Annotated in this window: 24 protein-coding genes and 3 pseudogenes; 17 read left to right on the top strand and 10 right to left on the bottom strand. The window is 60.1% G+C overall.

The window, feature by feature from the left end:
• The first annotated feature begins 53 nt into the window (after window positions 1-53).
• The 4 genes and pseudogenes from M0D67_RS32770 to M0D67_RS32755 all read left to right on the top strand — a co-directional run bounded on the left by M0D67_RS32770 (window position 54) and on the right by M0D67_RS32755 (window position 2,996).
• A complete protein-coding gene (locus M0D67_RS32770; RefSeq protein WP_154565744.1) occupies window positions 54-446 on the top strand; it encodes an MAPEG family protein in 393 nt (130 codons plus the stop codon).
• Between the two features lie 10 nt (window positions 447-456).
• A pseudogene (locus M0D67_RS32765) lies at window positions 457-654 on the top strand (alpha/beta hydrolase); the annotation flags it as partial.
• A 145-nt stretch (window positions 655-799) separates the two neighbouring features.
• Entirely contained in the window at window positions 800-1,588 is a 789-nt protein-coding gene (locus M0D67_RS32760; RefSeq protein WP_154565745.1) for an alpha/beta fold hydrolase, read from the top strand.
• 133 nt (window positions 1,589-1,721) lie between these two features.
• Window positions 1,722-2,996 (top strand): epoxide hydrolase family protein, encoded by a 1,275-nt coding sequence (locus M0D67_RS32755; protein WP_171928701.1) that lies wholly within the window; start codon window positions 1,722-1,724, stop codon window positions 2,994-2,996.
• A gap of 115 nt (window positions 2,997-3,111) precedes the next feature.
• On the opposite strand, the gene M0D67_RS32750 is transcribed toward M0D67_RS32755, so the two are convergent.
• On the bottom strand, window positions 3,112-3,390 hold the full coding sequence (locus M0D67_RS32750) for a hypothetical protein (RefSeq protein ID WP_171928689.1): 279 nt from the start codon (window positions 3,388-3,390) through the stop codon (window positions 3,112-3,114).
• Window positions 3,391-3,592: 202 nt separating this feature from the next.
• Window positions 3,593-4,954 carry an alkaline phosphatase family protein gene (locus M0D67_RS32745; RefSeq protein WP_171928688.1) on the bottom strand — a complete coding sequence of 454 codons (1,362 nt, stop codon included), beginning with the start codon at window positions 4,952-4,954 and terminating at the stop codon, window positions 3,593-3,595.
• A gap of 456 nt (window positions 4,955-5,410) precedes the next feature.
• On the opposite strand from M0D67_RS32745, the gene M0D67_RS32740 reads away from it, so the two are divergent.
• The 4 genes from M0D67_RS32740 (at window position 5,411) to M0D67_RS32725 (ending at window position 8,151) form a co-directional block, all read left to right on the top strand.
• Window positions 5,411-5,722, top strand: a complete 312-nt coding sequence (locus M0D67_RS32740) for a hypothetical protein (protein ID WP_266241065.1) — start codon at window positions 5,411-5,413, stop codon at window positions 5,720-5,722.
• Between the two features lie 53 nt (window positions 5,723-5,775).
• Window positions 5,776-6,012 (top strand): hypothetical protein, encoded by a 237-nt coding sequence (locus M0D67_RS32735; RefSeq protein ID WP_171928686.1) that lies wholly within the window; start codon window positions 5,776-5,778, stop codon window positions 6,010-6,012.
• Window positions 6,013-6,538: 526 nt separating this feature from the next.
• A complete protein-coding gene (locus M0D67_RS32730) occupies window positions 6,539-6,793 on the top strand; it encodes a helix-turn-helix domain-containing protein (RefSeq protein ID WP_233465055.1) in 255 nt (84 codons plus the stop codon).
• The gene (locus M0D67_RS32725) at window positions 6,793-8,151 is read left to right on the top strand and encodes a HipA domain-containing protein (protein ID WP_266241064.1); all 1,359 of its coding nucleotides are present in this window, start codon (window positions 6,793-6,795) and stop codon (window positions 8,149-8,151) included. Before M0D67_RS32730 ends, M0D67_RS32725 begins: the two co-directional genes overlap by 1 nt.
• 37 nt (window positions 8,152-8,188) lie before the next feature.
• On the opposite strand, the pseudogene M0D67_RS32720 reads toward M0D67_RS32725, so the two are convergent.
• A pseudogene (locus M0D67_RS32720) lies at window positions 8,189-8,320 on the bottom strand (porin); the annotation flags it as partial.
• On the opposite strand from M0D67_RS32720, the pseudogene M0D67_RS32715 reads away from it, so the two are divergent.
• From M0D67_RS32715 to M0D67_RS32695, 5 genes and pseudogenes are all read left to right on the top strand, one after another.
• A pseudogene (locus tag M0D67_RS32715) lies at window positions 8,317-8,766 on the top strand (M20/M25/M40 family metallo-hydrolase); the annotation flags it as partial. The pseudogenes M0D67_RS32720 and M0D67_RS32715 sit on opposite strands and share 4 nt — an antisense overlap.
• A gap of 266 nt (window positions 8,767-9,032) precedes the next feature.
• Window positions 9,033-10,100, top strand: a complete 1,068-nt coding sequence (alr, locus tag M0D67_RS32710) for an alanine racemase (protein ID WP_171928684.1) — start codon at window positions 9,033-9,035, stop codon at window positions 10,098-10,100.
• 232 nt (window positions 10,101-10,332) lie between these two features.
• Entirely contained in the window at window positions 10,333-12,267 is a 1,935-nt protein-coding gene (locus tag M0D67_RS32705) for a bifunctional diguanylate cyclase/phosphodiesterase (protein WP_266241063.1), read from the top strand.
• A 70-nt stretch (window positions 12,268-12,337) separates the two neighbouring features.
• Complete coding sequence (locus M0D67_RS32700) at window positions 12,338-12,559, top strand: hypothetical protein (protein WP_154565753.1); 222 nt, start codon at window positions 12,338-12,340, stop codon at window positions 12,557-12,559.
• Between the two features lie 283 nt (window positions 12,560-12,842).
• A complete protein-coding gene (locus M0D67_RS32695; protein ID WP_266241074.1) occupies window positions 12,843-13,883 on the top strand; it encodes a sigma-54-dependent Fis family transcriptional regulator in 1,041 nt (346 codons plus the stop codon).
• A gap of 139 nt (window positions 13,884-14,022) precedes the next feature.
• On the opposite strand, the gene M0D67_RS32690 is transcribed toward M0D67_RS32695, so the two are convergent.
• The 3 genes from M0D67_RS32690 to M0D67_RS32680 all read right to left on the bottom strand — a co-directional run bounded on the left by M0D67_RS32690 (window position 14,023) and on the right by M0D67_RS32680 (window position 16,715).
• Window positions 14,023-15,267 carry an acyl-CoA dehydrogenase family protein gene (locus M0D67_RS32690; RefSeq protein ID WP_154565755.1) on the bottom strand — a complete coding sequence of 415 codons (1,245 nt, stop codon included), beginning with the start codon at window positions 15,265-15,267 and terminating at the stop codon, window positions 14,023-14,025.
• 239 nt (window positions 15,268-15,506) lie between these two features.
• Window positions 15,507-16,127 carry a hypothetical protein gene (locus M0D67_RS32685; RefSeq protein ID WP_171928682.1) on the bottom strand — a complete coding sequence of 207 codons (621 nt, stop codon included), beginning with the start codon at window positions 16,125-16,127 and terminating at the stop codon, window positions 15,507-15,509.
• Window positions 16,128-16,157: 30 nt separating this feature from the next.
• Window positions 16,158-16,715 carry a hypothetical protein gene (locus M0D67_RS32680; RefSeq protein WP_154565757.1) on the bottom strand — a complete coding sequence of 186 codons (558 nt, stop codon included), beginning with the start codon at window positions 16,713-16,715 and terminating at the stop codon, window positions 16,158-16,160.
• Between the two features lie 277 nt (window positions 16,716-16,992).
• Between M0D67_RS32680 and M0D67_RS32675 the strand changes: the two genes are divergently transcribed.
• The 4 genes from M0D67_RS32675 (at window position 16,993) to M0D67_RS32660 (ending at window position 20,228) form a co-directional block, all read left to right on the top strand.
• Window positions 16,993-17,412: a hypothetical protein gene (locus tag M0D67_RS32675; RefSeq protein ID WP_154565758.1), complete on the top strand. Its 420-nt coding sequence runs from the start codon at window positions 16,993-16,995 to the stop codon at window positions 17,410-17,412.
• Window positions 17,413-17,553: 141 nt separating this feature from the next.
• Window positions 17,554-17,730, top strand: a complete 177-nt coding sequence (locus tag M0D67_RS32670; RefSeq protein ID WP_166618301.1) for a hypothetical protein — start codon at window positions 17,554-17,556, stop codon at window positions 17,728-17,730.
• 27 nt (window positions 17,731-17,757) lie between these two features.
• Window positions 17,758-19,872 carry a phosphocholine-specific phospholipase C gene (locus M0D67_RS32665; RefSeq protein ID WP_171928681.1) on the top strand — a complete coding sequence of 705 codons (2,115 nt, stop codon included), beginning with the start codon at window positions 17,758-17,760 and terminating at the stop codon, window positions 19,870-19,872.
• A gap of 131 nt (window positions 19,873-20,003) precedes the next feature.
• A complete protein-coding gene (locus M0D67_RS32660; RefSeq protein WP_154565760.1) occupies window positions 20,004-20,228 on the top strand; it encodes a hypothetical protein in 225 nt (74 codons plus the stop codon).
• A 273-nt stretch (window positions 20,229-20,501) separates the two neighbouring features.
• Here M0D67_RS32660 and M0D67_RS32655 read toward each other — a convergent pair whose 3' ends face one another.
• From M0D67_RS32655 to M0D67_RS32640, 4 genes are all read right to left on the bottom strand, one after another.
• Window positions 20,502-20,795: a transposase gene (locus tag M0D67_RS32655; protein WP_154565761.1), complete on the bottom strand. Its 294-nt coding sequence runs from the start codon at window positions 20,793-20,795 to the stop codon at window positions 20,502-20,504.
• Window positions 20,796-20,945: 150 nt separating this feature from the next.
• On the bottom strand, window positions 20,946-21,647 hold the full coding sequence (locus M0D67_RS32650; protein WP_233465056.1) for a DUF2894 domain-containing protein: 702 nt from the start codon (window positions 21,645-21,647) through the stop codon (window positions 20,946-20,948).
• On the bottom strand, window positions 21,640-22,287 hold the full coding sequence (locus M0D67_RS32645) for an OmpA family protein (protein ID WP_266241062.1): 648 nt from the start codon (window positions 22,285-22,287) through the stop codon (window positions 21,640-21,642). The genes M0D67_RS32650 and M0D67_RS32645 overlap by 8 nt, the downstream gene beginning before the upstream one ends.
• Entirely contained in the window at window positions 22,284-24,899 is a 2,616-nt protein-coding gene (locus M0D67_RS32640; RefSeq protein WP_154565763.1) for a DUF802 domain-containing protein, read from the bottom strand. Before M0D67_RS32640 ends, M0D67_RS32645 begins: the two co-directional genes overlap by 4 nt.
• Window positions 24,900-24,903: the final 4 nt, after the last annotated feature.

Below are 24,903 nucleotides of genomic sequence, written 5' to 3'. Positions count from 1 at the left end.
AAGCAGTCAAAGGGCACCGCCGTGGTTACCGGGCGCCAGGCAAGGAGTATCGAATGAATAGCATCGCACTGGCCTGTACCGCTGCCCTTGGCCTCCTCCTGTTCGCTCTCGGACTCTCCATTTCTATCCTGCGCTTTCGCGTTGGCGTGCTGAGTGGCTACGCACCTGAGCCTGATCAGTTGCTAAGCAAACTGGTTCGCGCTCACGGCAACACCGCCGAGTACGCTCCATTCTTCGCGGTGCTCTTTTTGTACCTCGGCTCTCAGCATCCGCATCACTGGGAACTCTGGTGCATGGTAGGCGCAACTGCCTGCCGCTTGCTCCTGGTGGTCGCGCTAGTTGCCTGGCCGTCCATGTCGAAGCCCAATCCAGCCCGAGCGATCGGGGCCCTGGGAACGTACGCTTTCGGGGTGGCCCTATGTGTTGCATTGCTCAACGGCCACTAGTCCTCTGGCCTCGCCGGTCATCGCCGTGCCGACGATCACCCTTGAAGGCGACGCGAACGGCGTTTCGCATCCGGAGCCTGAGGCGTATGCGAAGAAGTTCGTCGGCAAATACGCGCACCGCAGCATCACAGGTGGAATCGGTCACAACCTGCCGCAGGAAGCCTCCAAGGCCTTTGCGGACGCAGTGATCGAAGTCGCAAGCTACTAAGCGTTCACGTGCCGCGCCTTAAGGACAGAAATCCAGCCGGCTTCTCGACCGACAGAGGTGGTGCCGGTCATTTGACCGACCCGGTTCCGCGCGAGCTGCCTGCGATGCTACCTGCTCACTCCACACATTTGGTAAGGATTCCATCATGTATCTTCTGTTGAAGAGATATCTCACGTCCGCGCTTCTGCTTGGCAGCGTGTTCGCGCTGCACGCGGCCCATGCTGCCCCGCCGCAGGACCTGAAAGGAACGAACGTCGTCCTTGTGCACGGGGCTTTCGCTGACGGATCAAGCTGGGATAGGGTGATCCCGCTGCTCGAGGCGCGTGGTCTTCATGTGGTTTCAGTTCAGAACCCGCTCAGCTCGCTCGCGGATGACACGGCGGCAACGAGGCGCGCAATAGAACAGCAAACTGGCCCCGTTGTGCTCGTAGGGCATTCGTGGGGCGGTTTCGTGATCACTCAGGCTGGCGACGACGACAAAGTCAAGGCGCTCGTGTATGTAGCTGCTCTCGTTCCGGACAGCGGCGCATCGGTCAACGACATGATGAAAAACCAGCCGGCCCCGGTCTGGGCAGGCGAACTGAGGAAAGACTCCGCAAACTTCCTGACGTTGTCCACCAACGCGGTGATCAATGATTTCGCCCAGGATCTGCCGACGGCGCAAGCACGTGTCCTCGCGACGACGCAAGGACCGTGGTTCGCGGGCTGTCTGGACGACAAGGTGAGTATCGCTGCGTGGCACACGAAGCCGTCCTGGTTCGTGGTCGCCGACCAGGATCGCATGATCGATCCGCGCGCAGAGGAAGCAATGGCAAGGGAGATCGGCGCAACGACGATTCATGTCGATTCGAGTCACGTCGCAATGCTGAGTCATCCGAAGGCTGTTGCCGATGCGATCATCGCGGCGGCAAGCAAGGGGGTTGTGACGAAATAAGGAACGTGAAGCGGACGAGATAGTCAATAAATTGTGTCTTTTAATTTATCGTTAAGATTACTAAGTTGATGTAGGAGTTTGCGTGTTAGATATTATCGATCCCCATGCGCCGTCGCGTCGTCGTTTCATTGGTATGGCAACGGCGTCCCTTGCTGCGGCCTCACTGAGCCGGTACGCCTTTGCGGAACCGAGTCAATCCATTGCCGAAGTTGCCCCAGCGGGGGGCGGCGACAAAACCACGATCCGTCCACTTCGTGTGCATGTGCCGGAATCACAACTCGTCGATTTGCGCAGACGCATCAAGTCGACACGTTGGCCGGAACGCGAAACGGTCACGGATGCATCGCAAGGCGTGCAGCTTGCGACGATGCAAAAGCTCGCGCAGTATTGGTCGACAGATTACAACTGGCGTAAGGTCGAAGCGAGATTGAATTCGCTGCCGCAATTCGTCACCGAGATCGATGGGCTAGACATTCATTTCATCCACGTTCGTTCGAAACATCAGAATGCGTTACCGGTCATCGTCACGCACGGATGGCCTGGCTCGATCATCGAGCAGTTGAAGATCATCGATCCGTTGACCAATCCAACGGCACATGGTGGAAATGCCTCGGACGCTTTCGACGTAGTGATCCCTTCGTTGCCGGGCTACGGCTTCTCAGGCAAGCCGACTGCGACGGGCTGGGATCCTGCACGTATCGCGCGCGCGTGGATCGCGTTGATGAAGCGCCTTGGATACACGCGCTACGTGGCGCAAGGAGGCGACTGGGGCAATGCGGTCACGGAACAGATGGCGCTCATCGCGCCACCGGAACTGCTGGGCATTCATACCAACATGCCGGCCACCGTACCGGACGACATTGCCAATACACTGAAGTACGGAAATTCGCCGTCGGCCAGCCTCTCGCCGGATGAGAAGCACGCGTTCGATCAGCTCGACTACTTCTACAGGCACGGTCTCGGCTATGCGCAAGAGATGGCGAACCGTCCGCAGACGCTGTATGGGATCGAAGATTCGCCTATCGGCCTCGCTGCATGGATGCTCGATCACGACGCCGCGAGTCAGGCGATGATTGCCCGCGTCTTTGACGGTCAGAGCGAGGGCCTGACGCGAGATGACGTGCTCGACAACGTCACGCTCTACTGGGTGACGAATACGGCCGTTTCGTCGGCACGGCTGTATTGGGAGAACAAGTTAAACTTCTTCGCGCCGAAGCACGTTGCGATTCCCGTTGCCGTCAGCGTGTTTCCGGATGAAATCTACGCAGCGCCGCAGAGCTGGACGGAGCACGCTTATCAGAAGCTGATTCACTATAACCGGCTTCCGAAAGGCGGGCACTTTGCGGCGTGGGAACAGCCGCAGGCGTTCACGGAAGAAGTTCGCGTGAGTTTCCGGACGCTGCGCTGACGTTTCAAAGCGAGGAATATCTGCGACGGGGCGCCGCGAGGCAGACCGTTTGAGATAAGTGCATCATTCGTGCCCACGCCGTCACAAACGAACAACGAATCGATGTCGTTCGCGGTTAGTCCCCAAACGGGTTGCCGGTGTCTGTGTCTTTCACTTCGGTATTGAGGTTGTATTCCGCACGCACGGCCTTGAGCACGCCCTCGATGTCGCGCTCGAAGCCGACCGCGTTGCCGAAGTGGGTCATGTTCCAGTTGCAGCCCGTCTTGTCAGCCTCTTGCAACTGCGGCCGCGGCACACGAATCTTCACGCCATCCTCGACGATTTCCTGCAGTCGATGGATTCGCCGGTTGACCTCCTGCTGAAGCTGCGAGGCATTGAGCGTCTTGCGTATCATCCAAGTCTCCTTCCGGTTGCCCAAACCAGTCTAGCGCAAGTGAGGCGTTCCGCGACCTGGCACTGAAATGCAAAGTGCCTGAGAGAGCAGGCGCCTTGGTTCGTCGAGATGCGTCAGTAAGTTTCTCGCTTGTTGCCTTCTTCGCAGCGACCTTCTTGAGAGCAGAAACGGCCTTCTTTGTAGCCGGAGACTTCGCGCCAATTCACGCCCCACCCTTGTATGTCGCAACAAAGCTCGCAAGGTCGCCCCAGTTCGGCGAAGACAGCAACTCCGGATGGTCCTGTTGAACCTTAAGCGCGACGCTACGAAAGGCTTGTGCGCATGCGGAGAAGCCGGTCGGTGGCGAGAGGGGAGTCGGTACAGGTGAGTTGCTTGCTATGGGGACATTTAGCTTTGGTGCAGAGCCCGGCGTTCTGGTTTCGGAAAGAGCGGAGCTGAGCTTCGAAAGTTGTGTGCGTGCGCTGACGGGAGCAGAGTACGTGCTGCCAGCGTTGAATTTATCCGCGAGAAGCTGAAGTATCGACGTATGGTCCAGGTTACCGGAGAAGACGCCCCCGGGCGCGACATAGGGCGAGACCAGGAATGCGGGTACACGCAGCCCAGTAGTTTCAAACTGATAACCGGCGACCTCAGTCGAAATGTTAAGTGGGCTTACGTGGTCGAAAAATCCCCCGTGCTCGTCATACGTGACAATCATCAGCGTCTCATCCCATCGCTCGGACGCAGAAATCGTTTGATAAATATCGGCAAGGAACGCTTGCCCTGGGGCGACGCCAGTAGGCGAATGGTCGTCATTCGGGACCCCGTGCGGCCCGTCCGTGTATTCCGGCTCGATGAAAATGACTTGAGGCAAATTGCTACTGTTCGTCCAGTCTGCCTTGAAGCGCGAATACCGCCTGAACCTCCCTCCATTGCCATCCAGCGGCAAGGCAAGCGAAGTTACTATCTCAGGCAACCACTTGGGCATCAAGCTGAAGAACGGGAAGAAGCCTCCCGACTGGTAGACACACCAACTTGCGCCGTGTGTGGTCAGCCAGTCGTAAACCAGGGACTGCTCGGGAAGAAAACCAGAAACATTGTCGCTAATCGCACTCTCTCCCGCCATTGCCATCAAGCGATTTGCCTGGGTTCCCGTCGGAAGTGGCGCAAACCAGCTATCGCAGATCGTGAAATTTTTTGCGAAAAAATCATAAGTAGGCAACGCACCGGCCGTGTAGTAGCCCATCACCATCGATAGGTCGGCTGGCGCAGGGTTTCGTGTCGCATAGCTCGCGACGAATCCACCCAGTTCGGGACAGCCCCCATTCGCGCACGGCGTGTTTATCTGCATCGAAATCGGCGTGCGGTCATGCGGCGGGTCGGGGATAAGTTGGGTCGACGGCGAAAGCGCATGTAGGGCATACGTTTTGTCGCCGTAGAGGTTCGTGAAGTTCTGTTGCCAGGTGGGGTCGGCCGAGAGGCCGTTGACATCCTTCCCGTTGAGGCTCAGGTAGCCAAGAACGTGGTCGAAAGACCTATTCTCCATCATGACTATGATGATGGTCTTAATGTTGTCAACGGACATGCTCCCTCCGATATAACGGCATCAGGGCGACGAAGTCGCCTACGAATGTCCCAGCCCGAAGAAATCACCGGGGGCGCGGCACGGGAGGTCTCGTGACACGAACCTGTTTCCTACCCAGGTCCTACAGCGCTAGCCGGGAACCGGATAGGTCAAACGTTCGCTACAGGGGGCTCGCACCTCTGACGAGGCTCGATACCAAAGGCTTGCTTCCGGCTAGACGTTAAGGCTAGTTCACGTCACATGACTGTTCAAGTTCAGTTGCGTGGTAGCGTTACCCCGTTCACTTGCCACACGGCACAACGCAGGTTCTGAAGGCGTATCGCCTACGCGGTACGCCTTCAGGAGTAATCCCATGTTACGAATCTCGCACCGCCGTTTCACATGTGTCCGACATCGCTCCTTACACTCCGAGCCGTAGTCACTGACATTGCACTCAATGTGCGAGGAGTAGCGAAGATGAACAAGAAAATTCTCGGCGCAGCGCTCGGTCTGGCAGTACTGGCAGCATCGACGGCAGCATCGGCACACGTCGACGTCGCCATTGGATTGGGCATCCCCGGAGCCGTCTATGCGCCTGCAGAACCAGTGTACGCACCGCCACCGCCCGTTGTGTATGCTCCCGCACCTGTCGCCGTCGCGTACGGCGGTGGTGACGACTGGCGAGCCCGTGAATGGCGCGGACGTCGCGAGTGGCGTGAACGTGAATGGCGCCGCCAGGCATGGCGTGAGCACGAGTGGCGCGAGCATCGTGATTGGCGCGGGTATTGAAACGACGCCGCAAGCCACCGCATCTGAAAAATCCAATCTCTGAGTAACTTCGAATGAAAGCTAGCCCGATAAGAATCGCCTTGATTGCAACGACGCTGGCCTTCGCAACGGCAGGCTCGGCAAACGCCGCAGGCTGCCTCAAGGGCGCGGTGGTAGGCGGGGTCGCCGGGCATTACGCGGGGCACCACGCTGTGGTTGGTGCTGTCGGCGGCTGCATGGTCGGCAGGCACCTTGCGAAGCAGCATGCGCAACAGCAAGCCGCGCAACGTCAGGCAGCACAGGTGCAATAAAACCTCGTCGGCTTGGTGTCGCCGACGGCGAAGCCATCGAGATTTTCTACGGCACCGAGAGTCACACGATTTGCGGTTCAATTAACCGGGTGATAACGGGCAACGGCACGCCGCGCGTGTTCCGCGGCGCGGCGCTGGGCCGGCATTTCCAGGAGCTTCCTCTGCTGACCCGCATGACCGTTGAGGTCATGTCACTCATCACCATCCGGATTCGCCCCGCCCCGAACCTGTGGCACGCCGCCGCGTTCGCTATGGAAGGACGTTAATTGTGAAAAAACGTGAACTATCCGCCTGAGATTGGCTTGGTGTTGATAATCGTCGTTTTCGGTGAACTACCCGCGCTTCGAGCATTTTCTTGTCATAACTGTAGAAATCGGTGAACTATTGCTTCGTCGATAGCTATTGGGCTATAATTGTAGAAATCGGTGAACTATAGATCGATAGCTCGCCACACTGCGATTATTGTGAAAATCTGTGAACTATGGCCCGAACACTACCTCGCGCAATCGATGCTCTCGACCCAGTCGTGCACGACCTTCCTTCGCTCGGGCGTCTCGTGCGCAATCAGCGAGCAAGAAACGAGTTGCGCATCGATGACGCCGCGGACCAGGTCGGCGTAAGCCACAACCTCCTTTCAAAGGTGGAGCGCGGGGAATCCGTTGGCCTGGAGAAGCTGTTCAAGGTGCTCGAGGGACTGGGCCTGAAGATGCTTATCCTCACGCCCAGCGAAGCAGAGGACGCAGTGAGGGCGCTCAGGCCTTCGGCTGGGGAGAGCGTCTGATGGAGCATTTCCTCCGCATTTCGACAAACGGTGACACCGTTGGCCACCTCGGCTTCGATGCCGTGCAGAACCAGTACAGCTTCCGCTACGAGCAAGCCTGGCAAGACCAGCGGAGCGCTTTTTCGCTCTCGCCGCACATCCTTCATACGGGGGAGGCGCCGGCGGCCGGCGCGGTGCAGCGGTTTCTCGGAAACCTGCTGCCGGAAGGTCGCGCGCTCGAAGTGGCCGCGGGCTTTGCGCAGATGTCCAAGGACAATATCTTTGGCCTGATTCGTATGCTCGGGAAGGAGCCGGTCGGCGCGTTCAGTTTCACTGCCGCCGAAAACGAGGCAGCCGGGGAGGTGCCCGCCGATGAGCCCATCCGGCGAGACATTCCTGTTGAAGAGTTGAGCCAGCGAATCAAGGAGCGCGAGCAGATTCCGTTTCCCGTCTGGGACAAGAAAGTGCGCCTGTCTGTTGCGGGCTACCAGGACAAGCTGCAGGTGATGGTGGAGGGCAATCGCATCTCGCTGGTTGATGGTTCTCTCAGCTCCACGCATATCCTGAAGCCGGAATCGCGGAACACGGCTACGCCGTTCATGGTCGCCAACGAGCATTACTGCATGACGCTTGCCGCACAGATGGGGTTACCGGCCGCACCGGTCGCCATCCGCCGCATTCCTGAGCCAATATTGCTTATTGAGAGATTCGACCGGGTAGCGCAAGTCGACGCGGATAATCCAGGGCAAATCAAGGCGGTCGGCCGAGTGCATGTCATCGATGGCTGCCAGGCATTGGACCTGCCGTCGCAGTTGAAGTACGAGCGCAATTATGGCCGTACGCTGGATGTGCGAAACATCCGGGAAGGCGCGAGCTTTGAGAAGCTGTTCTCGCAACAACACTTCGAACTTCCAGCGCACGCCCGGTCATTCACGCTCCGGTGGGCGATTTTCCAGTTGCTCATTGGCAATAGCGACGCACACGGGAAAAACATCTCGTATTTCGTCCGCCGCACGCGCCTCACACCCGCGCCGCTTTATGACCTGGTCTCGGTGAGCGCCTACGCGGACAACGCGAACGTGGACCAGGAAATGGCTATGGCTTATGGGGATGCGTTCCTTCTCGAGGAAATCACCCAGTTTGAGCTTGCTCTGTTCGCACAGAGCACCCGCACACGGCCGGCGCTTCTAGCGCGGGAGCTGGAGCGCATGTCTTTGGCTGCCTTGAAGTTTGCGCCCGGGCTTGCGCAGTCCGAGGTGTATGTCGGTGACGACGAGCGAGCAAGGGTGCGAAAGATTTCCGACTTCATTTGCGCGCAGGCAAACAGGCTTTTGCAGCTCGCACCTGAAGTGTCCAAGGTCAATCCGGACCTGCTTTAAGAATGGGAAGACCGCAGATCCGCCTTACCTCTCGACCTCAGAATACGCTGCGGATTCCGAGGCACCCAACTGCCTGCTTCTGATTTCCAGACGGATTGAATCCAGCGATCTGAGCAACCTGCGCATCTCCTGCTGCTTTCCGGAATACACCCAGCACATACACCGACGATAGGCCGGATTGCGATGACGCCGAACGTGCCGAATGCGGTGCCAGGGCATGTCGAACTGATGCTGGAGGTCCGCAGCGACAGCGACGCAATCCTCGAATGTTTTCCGGAAGACCTGATGGCCGGCGCCACGGCTGATCTCGCTGAATTGCGCGTGTCCGCAAGCGCGGCGCATGTCAGTCGCGCCAAACCAACCGACTGCCAGCCGCTTGTGATGGATGCCGTCGAACGGGCAGCGGGGGCGTTGGGATACGCCACCATGCGTCTGCCGAGCGGTGCGGGGCACGACGCGGTGTATGTCGCGCCGACCGGCCCCATCGGGATGATCTTCATCCCGTGTCTGAACGGGCGCAGTCATTGTCCGGAGGAGTGGATCGAGCCACAGCAGTTGCTCGACGGCACGCGGGTTCTTTACCAGACGATCCGTGAGTTGGATGCTGCGTTGTGACGGGTCACTGCGGTCATGGTCGCAGCGGCAACTGGACATGCAGCGAACGCCGTGGCCCGTCAGCCTGCGGACTTTCTATTGCCGCGCGACCGGCGTGAACCCGTAACGTGTGAGTAGGGATAGATAAACCCAAAAATCAAAACAATACAGTAACAAAAACTGGCTTGAGCTGGATACGATAGTGGAAAAAGCTGCCCATAGACCGTAACACTGGTCTTTACCAACGGGCATCCATTCCCTTTTCAAACCAGCCCTCAACGCCTCCTATGCCACGCCCGATCGTTGCACAGATTCATCCCGCCGCAGTCAGCCACAACCTCTCCATCGTCAAGCAACGGGCATCTCGATCACGGGCTTGGGCCGTGGTCAAAGCCAACGCATACGGACACGGAATCGATCGCGTTTTCCCGGCACTCGCGAATGCCGACGGCATTGCATTGCTCGATCTCGACGAAGCGGTCCGCGTGCGTGAGTTGGGTTGGGCCAAGCCGATCCTTCTTCTGGAAGGCGTGTTCAAGCCAGGTGACGTGCAAATCGCCCAGCAGTTCGATCTTTCCATGACCGTGCATTGCCGTGAGCAACTCGATCTGTTGCGCCTGTCGTCGTCGCATGAGCGCGTCAACGTGCATCTGAAGATGAACTCCGGGATGAATCGCCTCGGATTCCGGCCCGACGCGTACCGCACCGCGTGGGAGCAGGCCAGATCGATTCCGGGTATTGCGGACATCACGTTGATGAGCCATTTCGCGAATGCTGACGATGGCGACGTGGCGTGGCAGATGGATCGCTTCGATGCGGTGACTCAAGATATACCGGGTCAACGAAGCCTCGCGAATTCAGCGGCCGTTTTGTGGCATCCCCAGGCGCATCGTGACTGGGTGCGACCAGGTGTCGTGCTGTATGGCGGTTCGCCCACCGGCCAGTCGCGTCACATTGACGACGTGGGCTTGCGCGCTTCGATGACGCTCAGGAGCGAAGTGATCGGTGTGCAGTCATTGTCGGCGGAGGAAACGGTTGGGTACGGCCGTGCCTTCGCTGCGAACCGCGAGATGCGCATTGGTGTGGTCGCATGCGGGTATGCGGACGGATATCCACGGCACGCATCGACGGGTACGCCAATCGCAATCGACGGCGTCATGACGCAGGTGGTGGGCCGTGTTTCGATGGACATGCTCACTGTCGATTTGACACCGTGCCCGCGTGCGCAGATCGGCTCAAAGGTCGAACTGTGGGGGGAACAGGTCAAGATCGATGACGTCGCTCACGCTTCCGGGACGATCGGGTACGAACTGATGTGTGCGCTGGCAAAACGGGTGCCCGTAGAAATAGCCTGAATGACCGCCTCTCTCGCCGGAGCGTGAAGCAATCCGCAAGAGATACTCACGTCTTCGGACGAGAGGCGGTGCCGCATTGCCTGTTGCACAGGCGTAATGGTGTCTAATAAGGGTGTCTAATAAGGGTGTCTAATAAGCCAGCGCCATTGCGTTGTAACGGACGTTTTGTGTTTACGTAATAATTGCGAGGCGTGTCCGATTCGATCCACTAACCATTAAAAATGCGTAGGTCATGGCTTTCAGCGAACCAAGGTCTCCATTTTTCAAATGGGTGGTGTCCTCCGCTCAGAACCTGAGCGCCGACAATCGGCAAATATTGCTTGCCAACCTGTTCACGCGAACCGCATCGATTGTCTTTGCGTCGATCTGCGAAATCAGTGTCTGCGCAACCGCCTACTACCTTTATCCAAGAGCCCTTTACGCGTGGTGGGGCAGCGCCGTGGTCGCGCTGCTGATGACGCGTCTCGCGTTGATCTGGCTGTGCTGCGAGCGCAGTGCCCGCAACCTGCCCACCCCTACCTCGGCTTTTCTCTTTGCCAGTCTTCTCTGGGCGGCCCTGTTCGGCTTTGGCACTTTTTTGTGCAATACCAGCGGAAATCAGACACTTTTTCTGCTCGGCAACGTTTGCGCGGTGGGTGTGATCGGCGGATTGGCCGGACGCAACGCAGGCACACCCAGGCTGGTGCTTCTTCAGATATCGCTCATTCTCGGGCTGTTGGGTTGGGGGGCGACGCTGTCTCCCGGCTCCGGCAAACTTGTGCTGCTGTTTCAGGCGCCGTTTTGCGCGGCGGGTTTCTTTACGGTGGCATTGCGCAGCAATCGCGACACCGTTGCCTTACTGCTGGCGCGCGAAAGCAGTCATCGGCTGGCTCACCAGGACAGTCTCACTGGCCTGCCCAACCGCGCCCGCATTACGGAGCTTCTGCTGGAACGCACTGCGGCCGGCTCGTTACGACTGAATCATCGATTCGCGGTTCTACTGATCGACCTTGACGGCTTCAAGGCGATCAATGACAGCCTGGGTCACGCCGCCGGCGATCAGATTCTTCAGGAAGCGGCGATTCGATTGCGTGAAGTACTGCCGGCCGGCGATCTGGTCGGACGCCTGGCCGGCGATGAGTTTGTCGCCATTACCGACGGCACGGCGTTGACCCGCGACGTCCATTTGCTGGCAGACCGAATCGTCAAAACGCTGGCGCGTCCTTTCACACTCAGCGAAGCATTGGTGCATATCGGTGCGAGCGTGGGCGTCTCGCTCTATCCGGAGCACGCAAAGACAGGGCCGCAATTGCTGATCTGCGCGGACCGCGCGTTGTACGCCGTCAAACGCAGTGGCAAAAGTGCCTTCTCTATCTTCGATGCCGTCAGGCACGCCTCCGACGAAAGTTTGAGCCTTCTGCGAAGCGATCTGGAAGGGGCGATGCAGTCTTACAGCGATCTGCGCATGGAGTACCAGCCGATCGTCGATCTCGCCGACGATACGATTTCCGGCCGTGAGGCGCTGCTTCGCTGGACGCACCCGACTCGCGGTGAGCTTTCTCCTTCCGCATTTATTCCCACGGCCGAACGTACGGGCCTCATCCTCGCACTCGGCGAGTGGGCGCTGCTGCAATCCTGCACGGAAGCTGCCACGTGGCGTGATGCAGTGAGCGTCGCCGTGAATGTTTCGCCGGTGCAATTGCGGGAAGAATCGTTCGCGTCGGCGGTTGCGGCGATCCTCGGCAAGACGGGATTGCCGCCCGCGCGCCTGAATATCGAAGTCACGGAAACGGTGCTGTTGAGCGACGATATCGTCACCCGGCACAACGTCGAGAAGCTTCGCGCATTGGGAATCGGCCTCGCGCTCGACGATTTCGGCACCGGATTCTCGACCATGTCGACGCTTGTGCGCTTCTCATTCGACAAGCTCAAGATCGACAGTTCGTTCGTGAAGGAGTCCGTGCATCGGCGCGAATCCGCGGCCGTGGTTCGCGGGATTGTGGCTTTGGCACGGGAAATCGGCATGCCCACCACGGCGGAAGGCATTGAGACGCAGGAGCAGTTGAATTTCGTGCGCGTCTGCGGATGCACGCATGCGCAGGGTTTTCTTCTGGGAAAGCCGGTCCGGGGTGAAGAGATCCCGCACCTCGAAAAACGGCTCGCTGCGCATTCCGCGGATAAGGCTTGAGAGATCTTATCGACCGGCATGATGCCGATTTCCGCGGCGTTGGCCGGCTAGTTACGGGGCAGGGTGACGTATGAAGCTGGCGAAGCAAGATGGCCTCGGTGCTGCTGCCGGAGAAGCAGTGCCGGGTGTCAGCGATGGACGCGCGCGCTTTCAGTATTCCAACAGGCCTGCTGCCTGGGAGGCAGTAAGGGAAGGCGGTGCTGGTGCAGAGGCAGCATCCATACCGATGCTGCTGCGTAAGCAGCAATTCAACTTTGGATACCACAACAAAATGCATCGGAAGTCGCGGTAGATGTTCAGAATACGCTTTTGAGGAAGCAACCCTGATCGATGCCGTTCAACGCCCGTCAGCCGACAGAGGACGGTCCACGCCCGCACGTAGCGGAGTGAGTGTCCTTGACCATATGAATTCGACCTACGTACTGCCGGACGCGCCGGCTTCTCTGCCACCGAGCGCGGAGGCATCGGTCACTGAAACGCCGCTGCAGATCGCGCAACGGCTCGCGATCACATTTAATCACGTGTTGCCAGACCGGCCAGCCATCGCGCGAACGGAAGTGCCGCCTTTGTTGACGATGCCCGACAAGCGCACGCTGACCACCTCGATTCGCGCGACCGTCCAGGTCTTCTCGGACCCGCAATCGCTGGCGTTACTCGAACGTATTCGCATGGTGGCGCCGAGCGACGCTAACGTGCTCGTGATCGGCGAGACAGGGACGGGTAAGGAGTTGGTCGCGCGTCATGTGCATAACCTGAGTGCTCGCAAGGACGGCCCGTTTGTGGCGGTCAATTGCGGGGCTTTCTCCGAGTCGCTGGTGGAGAGCGAGTTGTTCGGCCACGAGAAGGGCGCGTTCACCGGCGCGTTCTGCGCCAAACCCGGCTGGTTCGAAGCGGCGAATGGCGGGACGCTGTTTCTGGACGAGATAGGCGATCTGCCGCTATCGATGCAGGTCAAGCTGCTGCGCGTGTTGCAGGAGCGTGAGATCGTGCGGCTCGGCTCGCGCCGGAGCATTCCCATCGACGTGCGGGTGCTGGCGGCCACCAATGTGCATTTGCAGGACGCGGTGGCGGCAGGCCATTTCCGCGAGGACCTGTTTTATCGCCTGAACGTCGTGCATCTGGCTGTACCGACGCTGCGCGATCGGCCTGGCGATATATTGCCGCTGGCCCGCTACTTCATTGAAGAGTATCGGAACCGGTTGGGCTACGGTCCCGTCGACATCGAGCCGCGCGCGGAGCGAAAGCTGCTGGAACATAGTTGGCCCGGCAATATTCGTGAACTTGAGAACGTCATTCACTACGCGTTGTTGGTGTGCCGCAGCAATTCGCTGGGCGAGGGCGATTTGCAGATGTCGTCGTTCGGGATTCACGCCGCGCGGCGAGCGGCCAGTGAACCTGTTGCGTCTACGCCGTTGGAAGGACTGGAGGGGGCATTGCGCCATCTCTTCGATCGCGCGGAAGGCAATCTGTTCGAACAGATCGAAGACACGGTGATGCGCGTGGCGTTCGACTTCTGCAACCGGAATCAGATTCAGGCGGCGAGGCTGCTGGGCATTAGTCGCAATGTGTTGCGGGCGCGCTTGATTCGGGCGAAGCAGATTTCCGCGCAGAAGTAAGCTCACATGCGTGATAGCGGATAGTGGGCGCAGTCCTGCCTTTTGCGTGCATTTAGAAGTCAAAGCAGACCGGCCGCGAGACCAGTCCGCATGTCGCTGCGTTGTTGCTGTGTATCGCCGCGTTCGCGGCGGTAGCGGACTATGCCGCGGTTCTGCTGTTGCCGATCTGCCAGACGAAGGGCGGCTCTTTGCGGTTGATTTCCCAGTCGCCCACAATCCGCTCCTTATAGATCAGCGGATTGTGCGACGCTGCAGTGCGCGCGTTTCGCCAGTGGCGGTCCAGTAGTTTGTTCTCGCTTGTGCCCGAAGCACCGAGTGCATTGAACAGGTCGGTGGTCGCCTGCAAAATCAAACTGGCCACGGCGACCTGGGCTTTTGCCGATTCGATTTCGGCCGCCACGTTCGCTGCGTGTTCAACATCGCGGTCCGCGCCGAAGCGCGTTTCGTACGCTCTTTGTGAGGGTTCCGCGGCTCGCACGGCCGCGGCCTCCGCCGCATACACGCGTGCCGCTATTTGCCCGACCACCTGCTGCACCTGGGCGTCTTCGCTGACGCGTGGCGCGTTGCCGTGACTGTACACCCGGGTGCGTTTGCGCACTTCATGCGAGATGTCACGCAATGCGGCGCGCCCAGTACCTGCGATAACCGCGATCAGCACGAGTTGATAGAACGCTGTCTGGTATTTGAAGCGCGTGGCGAAGTCGATGATGTTCTCTTCGTCGACCACGGCGTTTTCGAATACGGACGTCCCGCTTCCGGTGGTGCGCTGACCGAAGCCATCCCAGTCGTCGCTTTGTTTGACGCCTGGCTGGTGCGTGCTCACTGCGGCGATGACGTCGGCGCCGTTGTCGTCGCGCTGGGCGTAGACGTCGATCCAGTCGGCAAAAATGCTGCCCGTGCTGTAGTACTTGGTTCCGTTGACGACCCACTGATTGCCGTGGCGCGAGACACGCGTAATCACGTCGCCGATCTTGACCGCGCCGACTTCGGTCCACGCATTGCCGACGATTTCCCCCGCCACGAAGCGTTGCAGCCATTTTTCCTGTGCAGCGCCGGGTGCTGCGTTGATTCTGTCTTCGACGAAGGCGAAGTGGCCACGCAACGCTTGCGGCAAACTCGAATCGGCCTCGGCCAGTTCGATCAGGAGTTGCACGAGTTGCGGAAGCGACGCGCCGGCGCCCCCGTATTCGCGCGGCACTCTGACGGCGCCGAACCCGGCTTCCTTCAACCAGACAATCTGCTCGTACGGCAGCGCGCGAGTGCGTTCGCGTTCGAGCGCACCTTCCGCGATCCGATTGAAGATCGGCCTGAACCTGGCAGCCAACTGTTCATAGTCTGTGCCGTACGAAAGCGGAAGTTTTTCACGCGGGTTTTGTGATGTCATGCGCCTGCTCTAAAGTCGATAGGTGGGGTAAGGCAGAGCGACTGAGCTCTTGACCATATGGACTACAAAGCACGAGCTATGCCATCGAGGCGAGCGTCCTGCCGCGCTGCTCTATGGGTAGGGTCGGGGTTTCAAACTGCTGGATTGAGAGCAGTATGCTGATGGACTGCTTGTCTGACAGCAGCTTCAGGTCGATGCGCCCGCTGAATCCAGCGGGCGCCGATCATGGCGGCCTGCTCTTACTGACGCAGTTCCGGCGAATCCTGCATAGCTGCCTGCAACTTCTGCACGGCGTCAATCGTCGCGCGCTGTGCGGCGAGACCGAAGTTGCGCTTGAATTCGCCAAACTCTGCGTGGCCGTTGCCCGTCACTTCCTTTTTCGTCACGAGCTTGCCGGTCGGATCTGTCACGGTACACACGAGCGTCACCGAAAAGTCGGTCGGCGGCCAGGTCAGGAGGCTCGGCGACGAAGATGTCGTCGAGATGGTCGGCGTGACGACATAGCTCAGGCTTTTTGATTGGACGGTTGCCTCATCAGGCGCGGCATTCAGCTTCACAACATTGCTGAACACCTGGCTGAGTTCGACGTAGATCGGGAGTTCCAGATCACGATATGGTTTGTAGGCCACCTTGTCGCCACCACCGCCTGGCGAGACGACTTCCTTTGCGCGCAGTTCGTCGGTAATGACGAGCCCAACCGTCTTGTTGATCGGCTGCGTTTGAGCCGTCGACGTTGCTGCGGTAGTAGACGCTGTGAGCGCTGCCGGGTCGCCGGAGATGGTGATGTCGTGTGCGCAACCTGCGAGCGACGCAATGGCGCCGGTGACCGCGATACTGCGAATAAAGTGCATCAGCTTCATGATGATTTCTGCTCGTTGAGAAAAGAGGGATTAATGGATGGCTTGCATGAACGCGGGATCCGCATAGAGCGACGCGAGCAGTTTCTGGACGATGAGCGGATACTCCTGGGTCGCCCGCGGAATCGCGATCGCGGCTGCGAACGACGAATCCCATTGCGTCGTCGCGGTTTTCACGCTGTCGTATCGCACCTCGGCGCCACGCTTGACGATGAAGCGCGCGGAGATCGTGCCCGTGGCTGTTCCGATGTTGGCATCGACGTTATTCTTCAGCAGCACGCCGCTCAGTTCGACCTTGGCGTCGGGTGAAAGCGCACGGCCGATCGTCAGTTCCTGCTGTAGAGCACTCGAAAGGTATTGGGCAAACGAATCGCCAACCGGCGAGCGCATGCTATTCGCACGCAGTTGTACCGATGAGTGATTGCCATCGGTTGGGTCGTTAGTGAAAGCGCCGAGACGCGTTGCCACGGGAGATGCGTTCTTCAGCGTCTGGATATTGTCGACGGAAGCCGAATAGGGCGGCGCGACAACCGAGCAAGCGGCGAGCGCGGCAATGGGGACTAAAAGGAGAATCCTTCGCAGAGCAAACATGGGCTTCTAATGCCTCTTTGGTTATGGTCAAAATGAGGTGGCCGACCGCCTCGACGCTTACGTAAAGGCAGTTCACCTGTTATCGGCAAGTCCGGAGAAAAATTGACAGAAGAGTTATTCTCTTTTTGTAATTGAAAGCCGTCCGTAATACTATTATGCGAGATGTATAGGCGGAGTAATTCAGCATTAACCGGTCCATGCCAAGAAATTGGACTACTGCCAATAGCACTGACTCATCTCCGCTAGCGCGCGCTCATGATTCGACACCGAGGTCCACATGGAACCCACATGGCAATTCCAGCTAAGAATCACCGTCTCACCTGAACTTGCAAACGATCTGCGCACTGACCCGGCAGGTGCTTCGCATGCTGCGCTTCGCAATGTGCTGCGCCAGCACAACGCGACCTTGAAATGTCAGTTCGACGCTTTCGCTGACTACGTGAGTGAAGCGGAAAAGCAGGGCTTGGAAAACTATCCGCTTTATCAATGGACCCGGCAGACAATCGAGAACCCGGAGAAGAAAGCGAAGTACTTGCAATCGTTCACTGTCTACGTGAATGGCGACGAGATATACGGCAAGGAAATCGCCGACGTGATCGAAGCTGAATTGACGGCACTCCTCAGTGACGATGGCATTAAAAGCATCACCCGGTTCGATACTAATCCCGCGAATAACCCGCAGCCGCCCAAGCGCTAGCAATTACACGTAGTCCATCTGCTTTCCAGCACGACACTCGCATGTAATAAATCGAAACTATTGTCTCGGCACCGCTTGCGCCAGAGCGCGGCGGTTGCTGACGCGCGATCGCGTCCGTCGTTCATTTCCACGGAGACTTCCATGCCGACGTCGGCATTCCGGCTTTTTGCGCTCGTCTGTTCTATTGCTGCGGCAGCGCTGCTCAGCGCATGCGGCGACGGCGTATCGTCCACGCCGGTCAAGGCAGCATGCGGCAACGCCACCGTCGCGAATGCGCGCATGAGTTGCCCGCCGGGCTTCGTCCCGCCCGCCTCCTGAGTCCAGAATTCAAATTAGGTCCATCGCATGGTCACCAAAACTCGTCGAGATTTTCTGAAACTGTCCGCCGGACTGGCTGGCGCGACAGCCGCCACCACCCTGTTTCCCGAATCGATTCGCAAGGCGTTGGCAATCGAACCGAGTTCGGTCACGGGCACGATCCAGGACGTGCAGCACATTGTCGTGTTCATGCAGGAGAACCGCTCGTTCGATCACTATCTCGGTCACCTGAGCGGTGTGCGCGGTTATAACGACCGTTTCCCTGTGACGCTGCCGAATGGCCAGCCGGTGTGGTTCCAGCCGCGTCAGGAGGATCAGACGAAGGTGATCGCGCCGTTCCGCTACGACACGACCAATCCGAACGTCAACGCGCAGTGCATCGGCGGCTTGCCGCATACGTGGGCCACCACGCACGGCGCGATCGACAGCGGCCGTGCCGACAAGTGGGCCGTGCAGAAGACCAACATGACGATGGGCTATCACGTGCGCGAGGACATTCCGTTCCACTACGCGCTCGCCGACGCCTTCACTGTGTGCGACAACTACTTCTGTTCAATTCCGGGTAACACGCACCCGAACCGCATGTATCTAATGACGGGGATGGTCGACCCACTCGCCACGGGTGGCGGGCCGCTACTCGACAACACCGACTACATCGACAACCAGTTCGATACTATCAAGCTGCAGCCCTTCAACTGGACGACGTATCCCGAGCGGCTGGAAACGGCCGGCATCTCCTGGCAGATTTATCAGCAAGGCACCGGCTTCGACAATTTCAGCGGCAACTACGGCACGAACATGCTGGCCTCGTTCCAGAATTTCGTGAACGCGCCGGCGGGTTCGTCGCTGCAGAACCGTGGGATGAGCACACGCACGCTCACACAGTTGAAGGCCGACGTGCAGGCCGGCGCATTGCCGCAAGTGTCCTGGCTGTTGCCGCCCGCCGCGTATTCGGAGCATCCGAAATTCACGCCGCTCTATGGCGCCAATTACATTTCGACGATCCTCGACGCGCTGACGTCGAATCCCGACGTGTGGAGCAAGACCGTCCTGTTCATCATGTACGACGAGAACGACGGTTTCTTCGATCACGTGGTGCCGCCGCAGGCGCCTACGGTGCCCGGCTCCGGCATGAGCACCGTGGACATCTCGCTCGAACGGCACAACGTCGTGAGCGCGACGCAGACTGGCACGTATACCGCCGACAATCTGCCGTACGGCCTTGGCCCGCGCGTACCGATGACGGTCGTGTCGCCGTGGTCGAAGGGTGGTTTCGTTTGCTCGCAGGTGTTCGATCACACGTCGGTGCTGCAATTCATCGAAAAGCGTTTCGGCGTAGTCGAGACCAATATCTCGCCGTGGCGCCGTGCCGTTTGCGGCGACCTGACCACGGCGCTCGACTTTTCGAAATCGGATTCGACCGTGCCGTCGCTGCCGAGCACGCAAACCTACGTCGCGCAGGCCGATCTGCAATGCGCGCGTTCCACGGCGCAGGCTGCGCCGGCCAGCACTGCTCAGCAGCTGGTGACGGCGCAGGAGGCGGGCACGCGGCCCGCGCGGGCGCTGCCGTATGAGTTGCATGTGAACGGGCAGTTGCAGTCGCAAGGGTATGCGCTGACGTTTGCGAACACCGGCACGCAGGGCGCGCATTTCTGGGTGTACACGGGCGACCCGACTGCAATGCCGCGTCGCTACACCGTCGAAGCCGGCAAGCAGTTGACCGATACGTGGGCATTCGACGTGAACGGTAACTATATGGTGAACGTCTATGGCCCGAACGGCTACTTCCGGCGCTTCGCGGGTTCGTCCACGGCGGATGCCGCGGCAAAGCCGGATGTCGTGACCTGTTACGACGTGGCCAACGGCAATGTCTACGTGACGCTGTCAAACGCAGGGAGCGCGCCGCTCACGGTCACCGCGGCCGACGTCGCCTATGGACAGGCGCCGCGCACGCTGACCGTGCCCGCGGGGAGCAGTGTGGAGGCGCATTGGGACCTGTCATGCAGCAGCCAGTGGTATGACTTTCAATTGACGGTTGCAGGCAATGCGGGCTGGTTGCGGCGCATTGCAGGTCATGTGGAAACAGGCCACACCAGCATCACCGATCCGGCGGCCACCGCGCCGGTGACGAAGGCGATTTAGGCGTACGGAGTGGACATTTCTTTCAATGTCATTTCGGGGCGGTCGCAAACTGGTAAGTCAATTTTACATTTGGCGACAAGCCGCGGAGTTCGTGAGAGGATGGCACTTCACTTTTTCTCGCGGAGGGCGAAATGGGACTCTTGGACGAAGTAGGCAAGATCGCTGGAGCAGTAGCGGCCGTTGAAGCAGCAGAAAAAGTCGATCCGGAAGCAGGTTTGCTAACGAAAGGCATTGCAGCGATTGCCGGCTTTGAAGGCGCCGGTGCATTGGAGTCGCTGGTCGAGAAGAAAGACGGCGAGAAGCAGGACGACGCCGACAACGCCCAGGCTGCAGACGGTACGAATCCTCAGACGTGATTTTTGCGCTGTGAGCGGGCCAGTTCTACATAGGACTGGCCCGTTTTTTATGGTGAGCTGGAATCGAGGCCCGCGTGCAGCACACCGCTTTTGATCGCAGCCTGCTACGATGCGCCCGCGCTTGACATGCCCGGTCGGGAGGCTGTCTTGCGGGAGGTCGGTGCGGTATTCGTGAAGTGGACTTCGGCTCGAACATGACGAGCGTTGGCCAGCGCAACCTGCGGATAGATGTGATCCGCGGCGTTTCGATTCTTCTTGTCCTGTTTCACGACTTCAACATTGCGTACAGTCTGAACGCCCCAACTGCTCGGTCATGCCAAGTTCGGCGAAAACCTTCGACATCATGCCGGCGCGTCGCCACTCCAGCCATTTGATGTAGCAGGTTTGCGATGGCGGAAAGCTTGCGGGGAGACGCTGCCACTTTTCGTCATTGCGAACGATCCACAGTATGGCGTTCACGATCTCGCGCGGATCTCGCCGTGGCCGGCCGACTCTCGGTGTGGTGTCGTGATGGAACAGGTGGGCAATGCGTTGCCAATCTTCATCAGACAGCGGGGATTCGGGCATTTTCAGATTTTAACTAGCCAGTACAATCTGATTATCCCAAGTAGAGTCTTTCTGCTAAATCGCGATTTCGGACGTTAAAGCGGCGCAAACCGGGGGATTGCTTTTGGCCGGATTGTGGTGGCCCAGGGGCTCGACAGATCTGCCCTCGCGCTAACGCGATTTGCCCTTGGTATTCTTTTTGGAGCTTGTGGCGCGAGGCGCATCTTTAGCCGGCAAGGCACCGCCGCCGTTCATCTGCTCCATCCACGACAAGGCGTCGACGTACGACAGGAACTGCTGGAGATACCCCGGCGACAACTCGCTCATCAACGAGAGCGATCGATGTACGAGACTGCTTGAGTTGAGCGGACCGGCATTGCCCGGCGCTTTCTTCAGCGACTGCCGCAACTGTTTCTCGGACCGGACCTTGGACCAGGTCTCCCTGAAGTAGTCGAGCGCCTCCAGTTCCGGATAGGACGATGGCCGGGGCGTGACGCTACCCGCTGTGAGGCCGTCACCGCCTGCAGGCGCATGACTGGCGATGTAGTCGATCAGTCCGGCAAGCGTTCCGCGAGCGGGTTCATCGGATGATGCCTTGGTGCCGATGTCGGCGTCGGCATCAGCATCGACCGCCCTGGGCTCAGCGCGTTCAAGATCGAAGGCATACGCCTCGATCAGTTTGGCGAGCCTCTCATCCAGGAGACGCCGCGCCTCGCCGCTATAACCGGCTGCCCGCCTATCCAGCGCCTCGATGAAATGAAAGCGGATGGGATCCAGCCGATCGGCGCCGCGCTCGCGCCATGCGTCGAGCGTTGCCCGGGCGCCGCCTGTCACCTCGCCGGCGCCACGACTCGTATGACTCACACTACTCACGAGGCTTCACCGTTGCGCTCGAAGGCCTCGGGACCGGCGCTATTTCCACGCGCCGGTTTTTCGCCCGGCCCTGGTCGTCGGCATTCGAGCTGACGGGCTGCTGCGAGCCGAACGCGGCCGCAAATACGGACGAGGCGGGAACGCCTGCATCGATCAACGAACGAGTCACCGTCAGCGCGCGCTGGGCCGAGAGCTCCCAGTTGTCGGCAAAGCGACGGTTAGCCTCCCGCACCTGCCGGTCATCGGTAAAGCCGCTCACCATCAGGATCTGGTCATTGGCCCCGAGGTAGGCGGAGAGCGGCCCCGCCAGGCTCTTCAGGACGTCCCGGCCTTCGGGCTGCAATTGGTCGGAGTTCAGTGCGAACAGCACGCTGCCGTTGATGCCGATGCGTCCGTTGACCAGCGTGACCCGGCCCGCTGCCAGCGGTCCTGCCAGCGCCTGCTCCAGGGTCTTGCGGCGCTGCGTTTCCATCTGACGCTGCTTGACCTCTTGCGCAAGCCGGGTCGAGAGTTCCAGTTGCACGCCGATGACGCCCACCAGGATCAGCACGAACGCGCCCAGCAGCACCGACATCAGGTCGCCGAAGACGGGCCAGATGGGCGCCGTGGTCTCCACGCCGCCGTCGATTTCCTCGCTCATGCCGCTTCAGCTCCGACGGACGCCCGCTTGCCCGCGAGGTGCTGCAGGTCTTCGACGATCTGCTTCTGCGACATGATGCTCAGGTCGATGACTTCTCGTGCCTGGGCAACGTAATAGGCCAACTGTTCGTCGCTGCGCGCGAGGGACTTGTCCAACGCGGCTTCGATACGCTGCAGATGCGCGACCAGCGTGGTGTTCGACTCGCCGAACACCTGGACGGCCGCGCCGAATGCTTCACCGAGGCTCGCCACTTCGACGGCGCTGCCGGTGACCTGCGCGGCCACTGCGCCCAGCTTCCCGGTTTCGAGTTCGACCTTGTCGGTGAAACGGGCGCCGACACGATCCAGCAGATCCGCCGATGTGGCGACGAGCGCGTCGACGGCCGTGCGCTGTTCGGTGGACGCATGGTTGACGGCATCGAGCAGGGTTTCCAGCGTTGCCAGCAGGCGGCTACGCTCGTCCAGCATCGCGGTGTCGCGGACCATGCTGTCTGAGAGCTTCTGACGCAATTCGGCGACGACTTCGGCTGCAGCCTTCGGAGCTTCCGACGCGGCTTGCACAAGCTGGCCGATCTCGGCGATCGTGCTGCTCGCGTGCGCCTGTGTTTGGGCCGAGATGTCGCGTGCGGTTTGTGCGAGCGTGTCGCAGATCTCCTGCTGCCGGCTGGCGCTGTGCGTGCCAACCTGCTCCCATTCCTTGCTCAGCGTGGTGGCCATGGAGCCGAGCGTCTCGGTCCAGGCGGCCAGCCGCTGCTGGTCCCGTGCGGCGAGTTCTGCCTGCAGGTTTGCTGCGGCCTTGGGGGCGTCCGCAGCCACTTGCACGAGCCGGTCGATCTCAGCGATCGTGCTGCTCGCGTGTGCTTGTGTTTGGGCCGAGATGTCGCGTGCGGTTTGCGCCAGCGTCTCGCAGATCTCCTGCTGGCGGCTTGCGCTAAGCGTGCCCGCCTGCTCCCATTCCTTGTTCAACGTAGCGGCCATCGAACCAAGTGCCGCGGTCCAGGCCTCCAACCGCTGCTGATCTCGCGCGGCCAGTTCCACCTGCAAGTCCGCCGCGGCCTTAGGTGCTTCCGCGGCCGCTTGCACGAGCCGGTCAATCTCTGCGATCGTGCTGCTCGCGTGTGCCTGAGTTTGAGCGGAGATGTCGCGCGCGGTCTGTGCGAGTACATCGCAGATTTCCTGCTGGCGGCTCGCGCTAAGCGTGCCCGCCTGCTCCCATTCCTTGTTCAGCGTAGCGGCCATCGAACCGAGTGTCTCGGTCCAGATCGCCAATCGTTGCTGATCTCGCGCGGCCAATTCCGTCTGCAAGTCCGTATGCGATTGGCCCACTGCGGCGAACAGTGACGCCGAGTGCTGCTCGAAGGTTGCAGCGGCCGCCGCCAAAGCTTGCTGATTGTGTCCCGCCAGTTTCTCGCCGACCTGTTCTTGCCGTGCCAGCGCCTCGTTCCACGCTGCCGACACGTTGCCCGCAGTTGCGTCGAGGCGCGCGGAGACGCCTTCCAGCAGGCCAGCCGAGCGTTGCTCGAAAGTCTCGGTGAATCGATCCAGCGACGTGCCCAGACGCTGGGTGAGCGCCTCGTTCGATCGCTGCTGCCCCTCCAGTGCCTTGTTCCAGATGCCCGCGACGGTGGTGGTGGTTGCCTCGAAGCCAGTCGAGAGTCCATCCAACTGCCGCTGGACGGCATGCGTGACGGTGTCGTGCATCGCGGCCGTCTCGCGCGCGAGACCTGCCAGCGTGGCCGCCATGACCGGCTGCAGCGCCGCGCTGGCGGCGCGGGTGCTTTCGGCGACGCTCTCCTTCAACGACTGCTCCACGGACGCAGCAAGGCGCGTATAGGTGACCTCGGCCCTGCTGTGGAAAGCGTCCTGGCTGGCGAGCTGCCGCTCGTTCAAGGCGAGGCTCTGTTGCTCGATGGCCGTCATCATCGCCTGCAGACGATCGACCAGCGTGGGCATCACCTCGGCCTGCCGCTGCAGGAGCTTGAAGCTTTCCTCGCGCTGATGGGTCTGCGAGTAGATGCGCAAGGTCGTCGCGATCTTCACGTCGAGCAACTGCGCGGCATCGATCCGTTCGCGCCGGCACAACGCCGAAAGCAGTCCCAGCATCGCGGACGTGGCCACACCCGCAATCGACGTGCCGAACGCGAAGCCCAGTCCCTTGACCGGCGCGCCGAGCGAATCGCGGATAGCTTGCAGGTCCGTCGCGCTTTCCAGCGCCAGGCCGGTGCCCCGCAAGGTCGCCACCATGCCGAGGAGCGTGCCGAGCATGCCCAGCAAGACGAGCAAGCCGACCAGATACGGCGTCAGCGCCGGGCCCGGCAAGGCCACACGCTCGCCCTCGACGCGCAGGCGCACCGCGTTGCGCAGGCTGGGATGCAGGGGCTCAAGCCAGACGCCCAGGCTGGGCGGCGGCCCAGACAGGCCCGCAACCCCACGCGCCAGCGTGGACGTGGCCTGGCTGTAGCGCCGCAGCTCGAGCGCGCCTGCCAGGTAGCAGGCGCCAATCAACAGCGTGACCGCCAACGCCAGCACATTCGAGCCGACGTAGCCGCCACCGATCCAGCACACCGCGGCCAGACCTACCAGAAAAACAACGAGATTGAGATATCTGGACATAGTG

It is taken from the genome of Paraburkholderia sp. SECH4 (assembly GCF_030511745.1).
GTDB classification, from domain to species: domain Bacteria; phylum Pseudomonadota; class Gammaproteobacteria; order Burkholderiales; family Burkholderiaceae; genus Paraburkholderia; species Paraburkholderia madseniana.
The sequence above is the reverse complement of the archived record's forward strand: the minus strand, read 5'-3'. Positions and strand labels throughout refer to the sequence as shown.

Bases quoted from the DNA above. Each gene is read 5' to 3' on its own strand.
- M0D67_RS32660 (WP_154565760.1), top strand. From the start codon at position 20,004: ATGGGACTCTTGGACGAAGTAGGCAAGATCGCTGGAGCAGTAGCGGCC.
- M0D67_RS32655 (WP_154565761.1), bottom strand. From the start codon at position 20,795: ATGCCCGAATCCCCGCTGTCTGATGAAGATTGGCAACGCATTGCCCAC.
- M0D67_RS32685 (WP_171928682.1), bottom strand. From the start codon at position 16,127: ATGAAGCTGATGCACTTTATTCGCAGTATCGCGGTCACCGGCGCCATT.
- M0D67_RS32740 (WP_266241065.1), top strand. From the start codon at position 5,411: ATGAACAAGAAAATTCTCGGCGCAGCGCTCGGTCTGGCAGTACTGGCA.
- M0D67_RS32770 (WP_154565744.1), top strand. From the start codon at position 54: ATGAATAGCATCGCACTGGCCTGTACCGCTGCCCTTGGCCTCCTCCTG.
- M0D67_RS32750 (WP_171928689.1), bottom strand. From the start codon at position 3,390: ATGATACGCAAGACGCTCAATGCCTCGCAGCTTCAGCAGGAGGTCAAC.
- M0D67_RS32700 (WP_154565753.1), top strand. From the start codon at position 12,338: ATGAAGCTGGCGAAGCAAGATGGCCTCGGTGCTGCTGCCGGAGAAGCA.
- M0D67_RS32735 (WP_171928686.1), top strand. From the start codon at position 5,776: ATGAAAGCTAGCCCGATAAGAATCGCCTTGATTGCAACGACGCTGGCC.
- M0D67_RS32670 (WP_166618301.1), top strand. From the start codon at position 17,554: ATGCCGACGTCGGCATTCCGGCTTTTTGCGCTCGTCTGTTCTATTGCT.
- M0D67_RS32690 (WP_154565755.1), bottom strand. From the start codon at position 15,267: ATGACATCACAAAACCCGCGTGAAAAACTTCCGCTTTCGTACGGCACA.
- M0D67_RS32745 (WP_171928688.1), bottom strand. From the start codon at position 4,954: ATGTCCGTTGACAACATTAAGACCATCATCATAGTCATGATGGAGAAT.
- M0D67_RS32675 (WP_154565758.1), top strand. From the start codon at position 16,993: ATGGAACCCACATGGCAATTCCAGCTAAGAATCACCGTCTCACCTGAA.
- M0D67_RS32665 (WP_171928681.1), top strand. From the start codon at position 17,758: ATGGTCACCAAAACTCGTCGAGATTTTCTGAAACTGTCCGCCGGACTG.
- M0D67_RS32640 (WP_154565763.1), bottom strand. From the start codon at position 24,899: ATGTCCAGATATCTCAATCTCGTTGTTTTTCTGGTAGGTCTGGCCGCG.
- M0D67_RS32755 (WP_171928701.1), top strand. From the start codon at position 1,722: ATGGCAACGGCGTCCCTTGCTGCGGCCTCACTGAGCCGGTACGCCTTT.
- M0D67_RS32725 (WP_266241064.1), top strand. From the start codon at position 6,793: ATGGAGCATTTCCTCCGCATTTCGACAAACGGTGACACCGTTGGCCAC.
- M0D67_RS32760 (WP_154565745.1), top strand. From the start codon at position 800: ATGTATCTTCTGTTGAAGAGATATCTCACGTCCGCGCTTCTGCTTGGC.
- M0D67_RS32705 (WP_266241063.1), top strand. From the start codon at position 10,333: ATGGCTTTCAGCGAACCAAGGTCTCCATTTTTCAAATGGGTGGTGTCC.
- M0D67_RS32695 (WP_266241074.1), top strand. From the start codon at position 12,843: ATGCCCGACAAGCGCACGCTGACCACCTCGATTCGCGCGACCGTCCAG.
- alr (WP_171928684.1), top strand. From the start codon at position 9,033: ATGCCACGCCCGATCGTTGCACAGATTCATCCCGCCGCAGTCAGCCAC.
- M0D67_RS32645 (WP_266241062.1), bottom strand. From the start codon at position 22,287: ATGAGCGAGGAAATCGACGGCGGCGTGGAGACCACGGCGCCCATCTGG.
- M0D67_RS32680 (WP_154565757.1), bottom strand. From the start codon at position 16,715: ATGTTTGCTCTGCGAAGGATTCTCCTTTTAGTCCCCATTGCCGCGCTC.